The sequence below is a fragment of the Pseudomonas sp. GD04019 genome (assembly GCF_029837695.1).
Classification (GTDB): Bacteria; Pseudomonadota; Gammaproteobacteria; order Pseudomonadales; family Pseudomonadaceae; genus Aquipseudomonas.
This window is the reverse complement of sequence record NZ_JAOEEA010000006.1, coordinates 163,622-177,683: the sequence shown is the minus strand read 5'-3', so window position 1 is coordinate 177,683 and position 14,062 is coordinate 163,622. Positions and strand designations below refer to the sequence as shown.

Genomic DNA, 14,062 nt, shown 5'->3' with positions numbered 1-14,062 from the left:
ACCAGTATCTGCATTCGCGCATTCAAAGGTGCCTCGCCGTGACCGCTGCCAATCCCCTGCTGCAAGACTTCGACCTGCCGCCCTACTCCCTGATCAAGCCCGAGCACGTCGAGCCGGCCGTGGACCAGATCCTCGCCGACAGCCGCGCGGCCATCGCCGAACTGCTCAAGACCCAGCAGAGCAACCCGAGCTGGGACGGTCTGGTGCTGGCGCTGGACGAACTCAACGCGCGCCTGGGTGGTGCGTGGAGCCCGGTCAGCCACCTGAATGCGGTGTGCAACAACGCCGAGCTGCGCACTGCGTACGAGGCCTGCCTGCCTAAGCTGTCGGAATACTGGACCGAGATGGGCCAGAACAAGCCGCTGTTCGAGGCCTACGCCGCCCTGGCCAAGAGCCCGGCGGCAGAAGGCCTCGATGTGGCGCAGAAGACCATCCTCGAACACGCCCTGCGTGACTTCCGCCTCAGCGGCATCGACCTGCCGGCCGAGCAGCAGAAGCGCTACGGCGAGATTCAGATGAAGCTGTCCGAGCTGGGTAGCAAGTTCTCCAACCAGCTGCTCGACGCCACCCAGGCCTGGACCAAGCACATTACCGACGAGGCGGCCCTGGCCGGCCTGACCGATTCGGCCAAGGCGCAGATGGCCCAGGCCGCGCAGGCCAAGGAGCTGGACGGCTGGCTGATCACCCTGGAATTCCCCAGCTACTACGCGGTGATGACCTACGCCGACGACCGCGCACTGCGCGAAGAGGTCTACACCGCCTACTGCACCCGCGCCTCCGACCAGGGCCCGAACGCCGGGCAGAACGACAACGGCCCGGTGATGGCCGAACTGCTCGACCTGCGCCAGGAACTGGCGCGCCTGCTCGGCTTCGCCCACTACAGCGAACTGAGCCTGGCCAGCAAGATGGCCGACAATACCGACCAGGTTCTGCACTTCCTGCGCGACCTGGCCTTGCGCAGCAAGCCCTTCGCCGCCCAGGACCTGGAAGAACTGAAAGCCTTCGCCACCGAACAGGGCGTCAGCGACCTGCAGAGCTGGGACGTCGGCTACTTCAGCGAGAAGCTGCGCCAGCAGCGCTACAGCATCTCCCAGGAGGAAGTGCGCGCCTGGTTCCCGATCGACAAGGTGCTCTCCGGCCTGTTCGCCATCGTGCAGAAGCTCTACGGCATCGAGATCAATGAGCTGAAGGAGTTCGATAGCTGGCACCCGGACGTGCGCCTGTTCGAGATTCGCGAGAACGGCCAGCACGTCGGCCGCTTCTTCTTCGACCTCTACGCCCGCGCCAACAAGCGCGGCGGCGCCTGGATGGACGGCGCCCGCGACAAGCGCCGCTCGGCTAAGGGCGAGCTGATCAGCCCGGTGGCCAACCTGGTGTGCAACTTCACCCCAGCCGTCGGCGGCAAGCCGGCGCTGCTGACCCACGACGAAGTCACCACCCTGTTCCACGAGTTCGGTCACGGCCTGCACCACCTGCTGACCCGCGTCGAGCACGCCGGTGCCTCCGGCATCAACGGCGTGGCCTGGGACGCGGTGGAGCTGCCCAGCCAGTTCATGGAGAATTGGTGCTGGGAGCCTGAGGGCCTGGCGCTGATCTCCGGCCACTACGAGTCCGGCGAGGCGTTGCCCCAGGCGCTGCTGGACAAGATGCTGGCGGCGAAGAACTTCCAGTCCGGCCTGATGATGGTGCGCCAGCTGGAGTTCTCGCTGTTCGACTTCGAGCTGCACGCCACCCACGGCGACGGCCGCAGCGTGCTGCAGGTGCTCGAAGGCATCCGCGATGAGGTGGCCGTGGTACGTCCGCCGGCCTTCAACCGCTTCGCCAACAGCTTCGCGCATATCTTTGCCGGCGGATACGCGGCCGGTTACTACAGCTACAAGTGGGCGGAGGTGCTGTCCGCCGACGCCTTCTCCAAGTTCGAGGAAGACGGCGTGCTCAACCCGGCCACCGGCCGCGCCTTCCGCGAGGCGATCCTGGCCCGTGGCGGCTCCCAGGCGCCGATGGTGCTGTTCGTCGACTTCCGCGGCCGCGAACCGAGCATCGACGCCCTGCTGCGCCACCTCGGCCTGAGCCAGGAGGCGGCATGACTCAGCTCCCACCCAAGCGCTTTATCGCCGGCGCCGTATGCCCGGCCTGCAGCGCCCAGGACACCATCAAGATGTGGGACGAGAACGGCACCCCGCACCGCGAGTGCGTGGCCTGCGGCTACGCCGACACCCTCAACGCCCAGGGCCAGTCGGTGCCCAAGGAAGTCGGCACGCGGGTCAACCAGGCCACGGCCAAACCAGCGGCGAGCAAGGGGCAGACGGTGCAGTTCTTCCCCAATCCCAAGCTTAAGAAACCAGAGTAGGGCCAAGGCGCGGCGGATCGTGCGCCTGCTGCAGCTCGCACCATCGTCATCGACAGGGACGTCAATGAAGAACCACCTCCTCGCGCTCGCCTTGCTGGCGAGTCCCTCATTTGCCGGTACCGTCGAGGACTTCGGCCCCTCGATCTACGCCGGCATGAATGCGCGTTTCGATCCGGCCGCCGAGTCCCGCTACCGCCAGCCCGAGACAGAGCTGCGTCTGCTGCTGGCGCATCAGGGCGCGAACAGCGCCACCAACCATTTCTGCCTGCTGGGCTATCGCTGGGATTACGACCTGGAGTTCGTCTCGGTGCACTGGCGCGAGGGGCAGATGATCCTGCGCTGGCATGGCGATAGGGATTGGGCGGAGGGTTTTCTCTCGGCGGTGATGAGCGATGGCGTTGACCTGCAGACCGGTGTGATCGACGCCGAGGATTCGCGTGGCAGCACCTTCCTGGTCACCCGGCGCAACGCCGAGGGTACGCTTGAGGACTGTCGTCGGCATGGCCGCGAGTATGTGATCAAGCCGTTCACACCGCCGCCGTCGGTCGAGGAGGAGTAGTCGCCGCTGGCGTGTCGGAATAAATCAGAATACTGTTCATGCATACAGTATTTGGAGTATTCCCATGTCCGTCACCTTGCCGCCCCGAGGCCGCGGCACCGCCAGCAACCCGCACAACCGCTTCGCCCCGACCCGCAGCGAGGTCGAGGATGATGGCTGGTTTCAGGACGAGACGCCGCCCTGCCGTGCCACCGAGGTACGCGCCGAGCGGGCCAAGACGGTGATCACCCGCAACAACTCGCCGGATGTCGGCTTCGACCGCTCGGTGAACCCCTACCGCGGCTGCGAGCACGGCTGCATCTACTGCTTCGCCCGCCCCAGCCACGCCTATTGGGACATGTCGCCGGGCATCGACTTCGAGACCCGGCTGATCGCCAAGGCCAACCTGGCCGAGCGTCTGGAGGAGGAGTTGAGTAAGCCGGGCTACACGCCGCAGCCGATTGCCCTGGGCATCAATACCGATGCCTATCAGCCGATCGAGCGCGAGCAGCGTCTGACCCGCCAGGCCCTGGAGATTCTGCTGCGTTTCCGCCACCCGCTGCACATCATCACCAAGAGCTCGCTGATCCTGCGCGACCTCGACCTGTTGCAGGAACTGGCCAGCCGCAACCTGGTCAGCGTGGCCTTCAGCCTGACCACCCTGGACGACGAGCTGAAGCGCATCATGGAGCCACGCACCGCCTCCCCTGGCGCGCGCCTGCGGGCCATGCGCAGCCTGGGCCAGGCCGGGGTGCCGGTGACCGCGCTGGTGGCGCCGATCATCCCGATGATCAACGACATGGAGCTGGAGCGGATTCTCGAGGCAGCCCGCGATGCCGGCGCCCGTTCCGCCGGCTACGTGCTGCTGCGTCTGCCACTGGAGATCGCCGAGCTGTTCGAGGAGTGGCTGCGCAGCCACTTCCCCGAGCGCGCCGAGCATGTGATGAGCCTGATCCGCCAGTCGCGCGGCGGCAAGAACTACGACAGCCGCTTCGGCACCCGCATGCGCGGCGAGGGCGCCTTCGCCGATCTGCTGGCGCAGCGCTTCGGCCTGGCGCGCAAGCGCCTCGGCCTGACCCACCGCGATGGCTTCAATCTCGACTGCAGCCAGTTCGCCCCGCCCGGCCGGCAGCTGGCGCTGCTGTAAACGAATTGTGACTCACCGGGGCTGGCAACTGTCCGCATGCCAGGTCGATAATCCGCACCGCGCGAAAGCGCGACGGTCCAGCACGAGGTGAGACGCCATGCCCTACAAGCACAACGCCATTCCCCTGCAGGCGCGCACAGCGCCGGAGAGCGCCGACGAGGCGCTGAACGCCATCGTCGGCGGCTTCAAGCGCTTCCGCAACGAGGTCTTCCCGCAACAGGAAGAGCTGTTCAAGGCGCTGGCCAGCGCGCAGAACCCGCGCGCCATGTTCATCACCTGCGCCGACTCGCGCATCGTTCCCGAGCTGATCACCCAGAGTGCGCCAGGCGACCTGTTCGTCACCCGCAACGTCGGCAACGTGGTGCCGGCCTACGGGCAGATGATGGGCGGTGTCTCCACCGCCATCGAGTACGCGGTGCTGGCCCTGGGCGTGCAGCACATCATCGTCTGCGGCCACTCCGACTGCGGCGCGATGAAGGCGGTGCTGGCCCCCGAGAGCCTGGAGAGCATGCCGACGGTAAAGGCCTGGCTGCGCCACAGCGAGGTGGCGCTCAAAGTGGTCGAGGCCAACTGCGGCTGCGACGGGCACGACACTCTGGGCGTCCTCACCGAGGAGAACGTGGTGGCCCAGCTCAACCACCTGTGCACCCACCCGTCGGTGGCGGCGCGCGTGGCCAGCGGCCAGCTGTTCATCCATGGCTGGGTCTACGACATCGAGACCAGCGCGATCCGCGCCTACGACGCCGAGAGCGGGAGCTTCCTGCCGCTGGACGGCGAGGTGGTGCCCATGGCCACGCCCAGGGCGCGCTACCAGCCGCGCTGAAACGAACAAGGCCCGCGAATGCGGGCCTTGTTGCATCCGGGGCAGGCTCAGGCCGGCAGACCCAGCTCCACGCCCAGCTGGCGCGACAGGCACGGCCAGTTCTGCCAGGCCGCCACCGTCTGCGGGTTGCTCAGGCGGGTGCGGTATTCCTGCACCGAGTTCTGCTGGAACACCTGCTCGTCCAGCAGCCCTTCCACCGCATGGTGCACGGCTTCGTCCAGCTGGTTGGCAAAGGGCTCGCCGATCAGCTGGTGGGCGATCACGTTGGCCACCGTGGTGTCCAGCGGTATCAGCGGCTGGCCCAGGTGGGCGATATAGCGATCGTTCACTTCCTCGACCAGGCGATGGGCCAGGTACGCCTCGTCGAGCAGGGCATCCAGGCCCTGGTGGCCGTCCATGATGCTCGGCGGGCTGAGGAAGAACTGTTCGGCCAGCTTGAGCACCGGTTTCACCTGCGCCTCGATGCCGGCGTCGCGGGCCACGGCGTTGGCGGCGTCGAGCACATCCGGCACCTGTTCCACATAGGCGGCGACGAAGCGTTCGAGCACGCCTCGCGCATCGCTGGCGGGCAGCTGGATGGTCGGGTGCAGGCGGTCGAGCTGGCTATCGAGCTGGCGGGCCAGATCGCCGGTGGAGATTTCGTGGGCAAGGGCGCGCTGGATCAGGTCGCGCAGGGCGAGGGTATTCATGACGACTCCGGGCAGGGACATGAGGCAAGCAAACGAGAATTCACGTTAGCTGGCGAAAGGCGACGGCTAAGACCTGATTGTCATAATTATTTAATTTTTATTCGGCGTCGCTATATCCGGGCCGCCGCTCTGCGGCGCATCCCGCGTCGCTCTAAGCCTGTGCGGCGGGCGCAGAAACCGGGCGTTATTTTTCTGACTGCGTTGTGCTGACGCGGTCGCTGGCTATACTCGAAATCGCAAGGCGTGTACCTGATGGAACCGGACGGGCTTCGGCACGGAGAGGTTTCGACAAGTAGTAGCCAGCCGTTTTGGCAGTCGATCCCTTTGCCGCAGGCTTAGCCGGCGGGATAACAAGAACAACGAGGGGAACCCGCAATGATGCGACATCCACGAGTCTGGATGGGCCTCCTGCTGTGGTCGACATTTGGCTCGGCACACGCCGAGTGGGCAGTGAACATGCTGCCAGGTGTCACCGAGGTCAGCCGTTCAGTCTTCGACCTGCACATGATCATTTTCTGGATCTGCGTCGTGATCGGCGTGGTGGTCTTCGGCGTGATGTTCTGGTCGATGCTGATTCACCGCCGCTCCACCGGCCAGCAGCCGGCGCACTTCCACGAGAGCACCACGGTAGAAATCCTCTGGACCGTCGTGCCCTTCGTCATCCTGGTGGCGATGGCCGTTCCGGCTACCAAGACCCTGATCGACATCTACGACACTTCCGAATCGGAACTGGATATCCAGGTCACCGGTTACCAATGGAAGTGGCACTACAAGTACCTGGGCCAGGACGTCGAGTTCTTCAGCAACCTGGCCACGCCTTCCGACCAGATCTACAACAAGGCCGAGAAGGACGAGCACTACCTGCTGGAAGTCGACCAGCCGCTGGTGGTGCCCGTGGGCACCAAGGTGCGCTTCCTGATCACCGCCGCCGACGTGATCCACTCCTGGTGGGTGCCGGCCCTGGCCGTGAAGAAGGACGCCATCCCCGGCTTCGTCAACGAATCCTGGACCCGCATCGAGGAGCCCGGTCTCTACCGTGGCCAGTGCACCGAGCTGTGCGGCAAGGACCATGGCTTCATGCCCGTGGTGGTCGAGGCAAAGAGCAAGGAAGACTTCGCCAAGTGGCTGGCCGAGCGCAAGGAAGAGGCCGCCAAGATCAAGGAGCTGACCAGCAAGGAGTGGACTCGCGAGGAGCTGATGGCCCGCGGCGAGAAGGCCTACCAGACCAACTGCGCCTCCTGCCACCAGCCGAACGGCGAGGGTCTGCCACCGATGTTCCCGGCGCTCAAGGGCTCGAAGATCGCCACCGGTGCGGTCGCCGACCACATCCACATCGTGGTCGAGGGCAAGCCGGGCACCGCCATGGCCGCATTCGGCAAGCAGCTGTCGGAAGTCGACCTCGCCGCCATCATCACCTACGAGCGCAACGCCTGGGGCAACGCCATGAACGACATGGTCACGCCGAAGGACATCCTCGCGTTCAAACAGGCTCAGGAGTAAGGACATGAGTGCAGTGATCGATCCGGGCCATGCTGGCCACGGTCATGCCGGACATGACCATCACCATGGCCCTGCCAAGGGCCTGATGCGCTGGGTGCTGACCACCAACCACAAGGACATCGGCACGATGTACCTGTGGTTCAGCTTCGCCATGTTCCTGCTCGGCGGGTCCATGGCCATGGTGATCCGCGCCGAACTGTTCCAGCCCGGCCTGCAGATCGTCGAGCCGGCCTTCTTCAACCAGATGACCACCATGCACGGCCTGATCATGGTGTTCGGCGCCGTGATGCCGGCCTTCGTCGGCCTGGCCAACTGGATGATCCCGCTGATGGTCGGCGCGCCGGACATGGCCCTGCCGCGGATGAACAACTTCAGCTTCTGGTTGCTGCCGGCGGCCTTCGGCCTGCTGGTCAGCACCCTGTTCACCGAGGGCGGCGGGCCGAACTTCGGCTGGACCTTCTACGCGCCGCTGTCGACCACCTACGCGCCGGAGTCGGTGACCTTCTTCATCTTCGCCGTGCACCTGATGGGCATCAGTTCGATCATGGGCGCGATCAACGTGATCGCCACCATCCTGAACCTGCGTGCCCCCGGCATGACCCTGATGAAGATGCCGCTGTTCGTCTGGACCTGGCTGATCACCGCCTTCCTGCTGATCGCGGTGATGCCGGTGCTGGCCGGGGTGGTGACCATGATGCTGATGGACATCCACTTCGGTACCAGCTTCTTCAGCGCAGCCGGCGGCGGCGACCCGGTGCTGTTCCAGCACGTGTTCTGGTTCTTCGGTCATCCCGAGGTGTACATCATGATCCTGCCGGCCTTCGGCGCCGTCAGCGCGATCATCCCGGCCTTCGCGCGCAAGCCGCTGTTCGGCTACACCTCGATGGTCTACGCCACCGCCTCGATCGCCTTCCTGTCGTTCATCGTCTGGGCGCACCACATGTTCACCGTCGGCATTCCGCTGACCGGCGAGCTGTTTTTCATGTACGCCACCATGCTGATCGCCGTGCCCACCGGGGTGAAGGTGTTCAACTGGGTGAGCACCATGTGGCAGGGCTCGATGACTTTCGAGACGCCGATGCTGTTCGCCGTGGCCTTCGTCATCCTGTTCACCATCGGCGGCTTCTCCGGGTTGATGCTGGCCATCGCCCCGGCGGACTTCCAGTACCACGACACCTACTTCGTGGTGGCGCACTTCCACTACGTGCTGGTGCCCGGGGCGATCTTCGGCATCTTCGCCTCGGCGTATTACTGGTTGCCCAAGTGGACCGGCCACATGTACGACGAGACCCTCGGCAAGCTGCACTTCTGGATGAGCTTCATCGGCATGAACCTGGCGTTCTTCCCGATGCACTTCGTCGGCCTGGCCGGCATGCCGCGGCGGATTCCGGATTACAACCTGCAGTTCGCCGACTTCAACATGATCTCGTCGGTCGGTGCCTTCACCTTCGGCGCTACCCAGTTCCTCTTCCTGTTCATCGTCATCAAGTGCATCCGCAGCGGCAAACCGGCCGCGGCCAAGCCGTGGGACGGTGCCGAGGGGCTGGAGTGGACGGTGCCGTCGCCGGCGCCCTACCACACCTTCACCACTCCGCCGGAAGTGAAGTAGGAGCACGCCCGTGAGCGAAGCCCTGGACACTCGCCGCCTCGTCACTCGCCTGCTGGCGGTGGTGGTCGGCATGTTTGCCTTCGGCTTCCTCCTGGTGCCGATCTACGACGTGATGTGCCAGGCCTTCGGCATCAATGGCAAGACCGCCTCGGCCTACCAGGGCGTACAGGCGGTGGACGAGACGCGCCAGGTGCGTGTGCAGTTTCTCGCCACCAACGCCGCGGACATGGTCTGGGAGTTCCGCCCCAAGGCGGACGAGTTGACGGTAGTGGCGGGTGCGAGCAACGAGATGCTGTTCGTTGCCTACAACCCGACCAATAAGCCGATGACCGCCCAGGCCATCCCCAGCGTGGCACCGTCCAAGGCCGCCGCCTTCTTCCACAAGACCGAGTGCTTCTGCTTCACCCAGCAGGTGCTGCAGCCCGGTGAGCGCATCGAGATGCCGGTGCGCTTCATCGTCGACAGAGATCTACCCAAGGATGTGAAGCACCTGACCCTGGCCTACACCCTGTTCGATATCACTGCGCGCAAACCACCCGTCGCGCAGGCGACTCTTGCCCAGACAGCCCCTAGCCGGGCGGCTCCATAAGGAGAACAAGAAATGTCGAGTCACGAGAACTACTACGTTCCCGCCCAGAGCAAGTGGCCGATCATCGCCACCATCGGCATGCTCGTCACCGTCTACGGTGTCGGCACCTGGTTCAACGACCTCAAGGCCGATCGCGCCGAATCCAACGGTCCGCTGATCTTCTTCATCGGCGGCCTGATCCTCGCCTACATGCTGTTCGGCTGGTTCGGCAACGTCATCAAGGAGAGCCGCGAAGGTCTGTACAGCCCGCAGATGGACCGCTCGTTCCGCTGGGGCATGAGCTGGTTCATCTTCTCCGAGGTGATGTTCTTCGCCGCCTTCTTCGGCGTGCTGTTCTACGTGCGCACCTGGGCTGCTCCCTGGCTCGGCGGTGAGGGCGACAAGGGCGTGTCCAACATGCTGTGGCCGAACTTCGAGTACACCTGGCCGCTGCTGAACAACCCGGACCCAAAACTCTTCCCGGCGCCCAGCGGCGTGATCTCGGCCTGGGGGCTGCCGCTGCTCAACACCATTCTGCTGGTGACTTCCAGCTTCACCGTGACCTTCGCCCACCACGCGCTGAAGAAGGACAACCGCAAGCAGCTGAAGATCTGGCTGGCACTGACAGTACTGCTCGGCATCGCCTTCCTGTTCTTCCAGGTCGAGGAGTACATCCACGCCTACAACGAGCTGGGCCTGACTCTGGGCTCGGGCATCTACGGCGCGACTTTCTTCATGCTCACCGGTTTCCACGGTGCGCACGTGACCCTGGGCGCGCTGATGCTCTCGATCATGCTGGTGCGGGTGTGGCGTGGGCACTTCAATGCCGATCAGCACTTCGCCTTCGAGGCTGCCAGCTGGTACTGGCACTTCGTCGACGTGGTGTGGATCGGCCTGTTCGTCTTCGTCTACATCCTGTAGCAGGGCTCACCAGGTGACATGAGAAACCAGCTGGCCGCTGAAGAAACCCCAGGAGATCAAGGCCAGGGTAGCGGCGGCCAGGATCACGCGAACGGTCAGGGCGTTGACCACTCGCGAACCGCGGCCCTCGTCCTTGACCAGGAAGAACAGGCCGCTGAACAGGCTGACCAGGGTGGCCAGCAGTAGGAGGATGATCGCGGCCTTGAGCATGCGTGACTCCGGGGGATGGGGGAGATGGTGTGCAGTTCCAGTATAGCCAGCTGCATCTAGGGTCGGCTCTTGCTCCGACGCGACCGCGCCGGGGCCAGTTTTTGCGCGGAGCTAGGCACGAGATGAGAAGTTTGGTTGTTCCAAATGAGTCATCGAGTAACGACGATCCGCGCAAAAACTGGCCCGGCCCTACGGGTTGCGCAGCAAAGCTCGCCATGCGTTGTTGCGGGACTTGCCAAGGGAGCGACCATTGCCTGCGTCCCGCGCCTAGCCTGGCGAGCTTTGTTGCGGCAACGCGGCTCGTGTCGGAGCGAGAGCCGACCCTAACTTTCGGGGGAAGGTCGTGAGTGGCTTCCGCCCGGGCGTGTTGCCCAGCATCGTGGTGGCTCTGCTGCTGCCGCTGCTGGTCGGCCTGGGTTTCTGGCAACTGGCGCGCGCCGAGGAGAAGCGCACCCTGCTCGCCGATTTCGAGGCACGCCAGCATGCCGAAGCTATTGACGTGACCGAGCTGGAGCGGCGCTCCGACCTTGCCCACCTGCGCATCCGCCTGCGGGGTCAGTTCGACGAACGCCACAGCCTGCTGCTGGACAACCGCCAGCGCGGCGGCCAGGTCGGCGTCGAGCTGCTGCAGCCCTTCTATGACCAACCCAGCGGTCTGTGGCTGCTGGTCAATCGCGGCTGGTTACCTTGGCCGGATCGACGCAGTCCTCCTGCTTTCACCACGCCCGAGCAGCCGCTGGAGCTGGTGGCACGAGTTTATGTGCCGGTCGGCGAGGCCTTCCAGCTGCAGGCCGACCCGGCGGTCGGCGACTGGCCGCGACTGATCACCGCCGTCGAGCCGGAGCGCCTGTGGCGCCAGCTCGGCCGTGGCGGCATGGACTATGAAGTACGCCTGGAACCCGGCCCCGCCGCCTACCAGGCCGAATGGCCGTTGGTGGCCATGGGCCCGGAGAAACACACCGGTTACGCCGTGCAGTGGTTCGCCCTGGCCGTCGCCCTGAGCGGCCTCTACCTCTATCTCGGCATACACAATTCAAGACAGATCGCGCGGGAGCAACAGCATGAGCACAGCCATGAATCCGGCCCTTTCCACTCCTGAGGCGCCGCCGGCGCGCGCCCGCGGGCGCTGGCAGCTGATCCTGCTGCTGCTGGTGGCGATCGGCCCGATGATCCTCGCCACCGCCATGTACCAGTGGCGCTTCTGGGTACCGGATGCGCGCAACTACCACGGTGCCCTGATCGGCGACGGCAGCCAGCTGGCCGACATCGGCGTGCAAGGCGCTGCCCAGGAACGCTGGCAACTGCTGGTGACCACTCCAGGCGATTGCGCCGACGACTGCCGCCAGCTGGTCTACACCGCCCGGCAAATCCATATTGGTCTGAATCGCGATGCCACCCGCGCCGCGCATGGCCTGGCCGTGGCCCGGCCGCTGGCGGCCGACTACGACCAGCAGTTGCAGCGCGAGTACCCGCAGCTGGGTCGTTACTCGCTGGACACTCTGCGCTACCAGAAAGCCGTGCCGGCTGGTGAAGGCGCCCAACTGTGGATAGTCGACCCGAACGGCAACCTGGTGCTGCGCTACGACGGCAAGACCAAGGGCAAGGACATCCTCAATGATCTGCGCCTGCTGCTGAAGCTGTCGCAGATCGGCTGACCGACTCGGACTGCTGGCCCATAACAATAAGAGAGGCCCCGGATGAGTGAACGCAAGACCCTGCCCGGCTACCGCCTGGCCCTGTTCGCCACCGCCCTGGCGGTGGTGGTGGTGCTGCTCGGTGCCTATACCCGGCTGACCCACGCCGGCCTCGGTTGTCCCGACTGGCCGGGCTGCTACGGCTTTATCGGAGTGCCGATGAGCGAGCACAAGCAGACCCTGGCCGAGGTGCGCTTCCCCGAAGCTCCGGTGGAGGTGGAGAAGGGCTGGAACGAGATGGTCCACCGCTACTTTGCCGGCACCCTTGGGCTGGTCATTCTCGGCCTGGCCGTGCAGGCCCTGCGTCGGCGCGGTGCCAACGGCCAGCCGCTGAAGCTGCCGCTGCTGCTGCTCGGCGTGGTCATCGCCCAGGCCGCCTTCGGCATGTGGACGGTCACTCTCAAGCTGTGGCCGCAGGTGGTCACCGCCCATCTGCTCGGTGGCTTCACCACTCTGGCTCTGCTGTTCCTGCTCAGCCTGCGCCTGTCCGGTGCGCTGCCGGTGTTGTCCGGCCTGTCCCTGCGCCTGCGCGCGCTGGCCGGCGTGGCACTGGTGCTGGCGGGCTGCCAGATCGCTCTCGGTGGCTGGGTCAGCTCTAACTACGCGGCGGTGGCCTGTGTCGACCTGCCGACCTGCCATGGCGAATGGTGGCCGGCGATGGACTTCGCCAACGGCTTCCACCTGAGCCAGCACATCGGCCCCAACTACCTCGGCGGTCAGCTGGACAGCGACGCCCGCACCGCCATCCATATGACCCATCGCCTCGGTGCCGTGGTGCTGAGCCTGGTCCTGCTGCTGCTGGCCTGGCGCTTGCGCGCCGCCGGCCTCGGGCGCCTGGCCGGCCTGTTGCTGCTGGCCCTGGCCACGCAGGTCAGCCTGGGCGTGAGCAACGTGCTGCTGCATCTGCCGTTGGCCGTGGCGGTGGCGCATAACGCTGGTGGCGCTGCCCTGCTGCTGGTGCTGGTACTGATCAACTATCGCCTGCGGGCGGTTCCCCTGGCGGCGAGTAAGCGTGTGGAGGCCAATGTGGCCGACGCCCGCCTCGCTCCGCTGGGTAAATAAGCAAGGAGATACGCCATGGCTACTGTGCTGCGAGCCCACTCCGAATCCGCCAGCTGGCGCGACTACCTGGAGCTGACCAAGCCCCGGGTGGTACTGCTGATGCTGATCACCTCGCTGGTCGGCATGTTCCTCGCCACCCGCGCCGGCGTGCCCTGGACCGTGCTGGTGTTCGGCAACCTCGGCATCGGCCTGTGTGCTGGTGCAGCGGCGGCGGTCAACCACGTGGTGGACCGGCGTATCGACTCGATCATGGCGCGCACCCACAAGCGCCCGGTTACCGCCGGGCGCCTGTCACCTGTGGCAGCGCTGGGTTTCGCCCTGCTGCTGGCGGTCGCCGGGATGGCGTTGCTGCTGAGTTTCACCAACGAGCTGGCTGCGTGGCTGACCCTGGCCTCGCTGCTCGGCTACGCGGTGCTCTACACCGGTTTCCTCAAGCGCGCCACGCCGCAGAACATCGTTATCGGCGGGTTGGCCGGCGCCGCGCCGCCGCTGCTCGGCTGGGTCGCCGTCACCGGGCATATCAGCGCCGAGCCGCTGCTGCTGGTGCTGATCATCTTCGCCTGGACGCCGCCGCACTTCTGGGCCCTGGCCATCCATCGCAAGGAGGAGTATGCGAAGGCCGATATCCCCATGCTGCCGGTGACCCATGGCGAGCACTACACCAAGGTGCATATCCTGCTGTACACCGCCGTGATGCTGGCCGTGACCCTGCTGCCTTACGCCATCCACATGAGCGGGCCGCTCTATCTCGCCGCCGCCCTGGTGCTCGGCGGACGCTTCATGTTCTGGGCCTGGGTGCTGTACCGTGACAGCCGGCCGCACGCGGCGATCAACACCTTCAAGTACAGTATCTGGTACCTGTTCCTGCTGTTCATCGCCCTGCTGGCGGACCACTACCTGCTGCTCAACCTCTGAGCGCAACGCCGCAGCATCCCTGGGCGGCCGCGAGAA

At 65.4% G+C, this 14,062-nt stretch carries 15 protein-coding genes; 13 read left to right on the top strand and 2 right to left on the bottom strand.

Annotated elements, in window-relative coordinates; translation table 11 throughout:
* Window positions 1-38 precede the first annotated feature (38 nt).
* From prlC to N7607_RS11575, 5 genes are all read left to right on the top strand, one after another.
* A complete protein-coding gene (gene prlC / locus N7607_RS11595) occupies window positions 39-2,087 on the top strand; it encodes an oligopeptidase A (RefSeq protein WP_279865868.1) in 2,049 nt (682 codons plus the stop codon).
* A complete protein-coding gene (locus N7607_RS11590; protein WP_279865870.1) occupies window positions 2,084-2,350 on the top strand; it encodes a YheV family putative zinc ribbon protein in 267 nt (88 codons plus the stop codon). Before prlC ends, N7607_RS11590 begins: the two co-directional genes overlap by 4 nt.
* Before the next feature lie 64 nt (window positions 2,351-2,414).
* A complete protein-coding gene (locus N7607_RS11585) occupies window positions 2,415-2,909 on the top strand; it encodes a hypothetical protein (RefSeq protein WP_279865871.1) in 495 nt (164 codons plus the stop codon).
* A 64-nt stretch (window positions 2,910-2,973) separates the two neighbouring features.
* Window positions 2,974-4,035, top strand: a complete 1,062-nt coding sequence (locus N7607_RS11580; protein WP_279865872.1) for a PA0069 family radical SAM protein — start codon at window positions 2,974-2,976, stop codon at window positions 4,033-4,035.
* 97 nt (window positions 4,036-4,132) lie between these two features.
* Window positions 4,133-4,858: a carbonic anhydrase gene (locus N7607_RS11575; RefSeq protein ID WP_279865873.1), complete on the top strand. Its 726-nt coding sequence runs from the start codon at window positions 4,133-4,135 to the stop codon at window positions 4,856-4,858.
* Window positions 4,859-4,905: 47 nt separating this feature from the next.
* Here N7607_RS11575 and N7607_RS11570 read toward each other — a convergent pair whose 3' ends face one another.
* Complete coding sequence (locus N7607_RS11570; RefSeq protein WP_279865875.1) at window positions 4,906-5,547, bottom strand: hypothetical protein; 642 nt, start codon at window positions 5,545-5,547, stop codon at window positions 4,906-4,908.
* A 375-nt stretch (window positions 5,548-5,922) separates the two neighbouring features.
* Between N7607_RS11570 and coxB the strand changes: the two genes are divergently transcribed.
* Genes coxB through N7607_RS11550 form a run of 4 tightly spaced genes read left to right on the top strand, consistent with a single transcriptional unit; the run spans window position 5,923 to window position 10,145 of the window.
* Window positions 5,923-7,047: a cytochrome c oxidase subunit II gene (gene coxB / locus N7607_RS11565; RefSeq protein ID WP_279865876.1), complete on the top strand. Its 1,125-nt coding sequence runs from the start codon at window positions 5,923-5,925 to the stop codon at window positions 7,045-7,047.
* Window positions 7,048-7,051: 4 nt separating this feature from the next.
* Window positions 7,052-8,656, top strand: coding sequence for a cytochrome c oxidase subunit I (ctaD, locus tag N7607_RS11560; protein WP_279865877.1), 1,605 nt, complete (start codon window positions 7,052-7,054; stop codon window positions 8,654-8,656).
* Between the two features lie 10 nt (window positions 8,657-8,666).
* Window positions 8,667-9,245 (top strand): cytochrome c oxidase assembly protein, encoded by a 579-nt coding sequence (locus N7607_RS11555; RefSeq protein ID WP_279865878.1) that lies wholly within the window; start codon window positions 8,667-8,669, stop codon window positions 9,243-9,245.
* Between the two features lie 12 nt (window positions 9,246-9,257).
* Window positions 9,258-10,145, top strand: coding sequence for a cytochrome c oxidase subunit 3 (locus N7607_RS11550; protein ID WP_279865879.1), 888 nt, complete (start codon window positions 9,258-9,260; stop codon window positions 10,143-10,145).
* A 6-nt stretch (window positions 10,146-10,151) separates the two neighbouring features.
* Here the strand turns inward: N7607_RS11550 and N7607_RS11545 are convergent, their stop codons facing one another.
* The gene (locus N7607_RS11545) at window positions 10,152-10,355 is read right to left on the bottom strand and encodes a twin transmembrane helix small protein (RefSeq protein ID WP_192398903.1); all 204 of its coding nucleotides are present in this window, start codon (window positions 10,353-10,355) and stop codon (window positions 10,152-10,154) included.
* Window positions 10,356-10,698: 343 nt separating this feature from the next.
* Here N7607_RS11545 and N7607_RS11540 point away from each other — a divergent pair, with 343 nt between their 5' ends.
* From N7607_RS11540 to cyoE, 4 genes are read left to right on the top strand one after another with little or no spacing between them, the layout of a single operon-like run.
* Window positions 10,699-11,454: an SURF1 family protein gene (locus tag N7607_RS11540; protein WP_279865880.1), complete on the top strand. Its 756-nt coding sequence runs from the start codon at window positions 10,699-10,701 to the stop codon at window positions 11,452-11,454.
* Window positions 11,417-12,010, top strand: coding sequence for a hypothetical protein (locus tag N7607_RS11535; RefSeq protein ID WP_225592285.1), 594 nt, complete (start codon window positions 11,417-11,419; stop codon window positions 12,008-12,010). Before N7607_RS11540 ends, N7607_RS11535 begins: the two co-directional genes overlap by 38 nt.
* Before the next feature lie 42 nt (window positions 12,011-12,052).
* A complete protein-coding gene (locus N7607_RS11530; RefSeq protein WP_279865881.1) occupies window positions 12,053-13,111 on the top strand; it encodes a COX15/CtaA family protein in 1,059 nt (352 codons plus the stop codon).
* Window positions 13,112-13,126: 15 nt separating this feature from the next.
* A complete protein-coding gene (cyoE, locus tag N7607_RS11525) occupies window positions 13,127-14,026 on the top strand; it encodes a heme o synthase (RefSeq protein WP_279865882.1) in 900 nt (299 codons plus the stop codon).
* Window positions 14,027-14,062 lie beyond the last annotated feature (36 nt).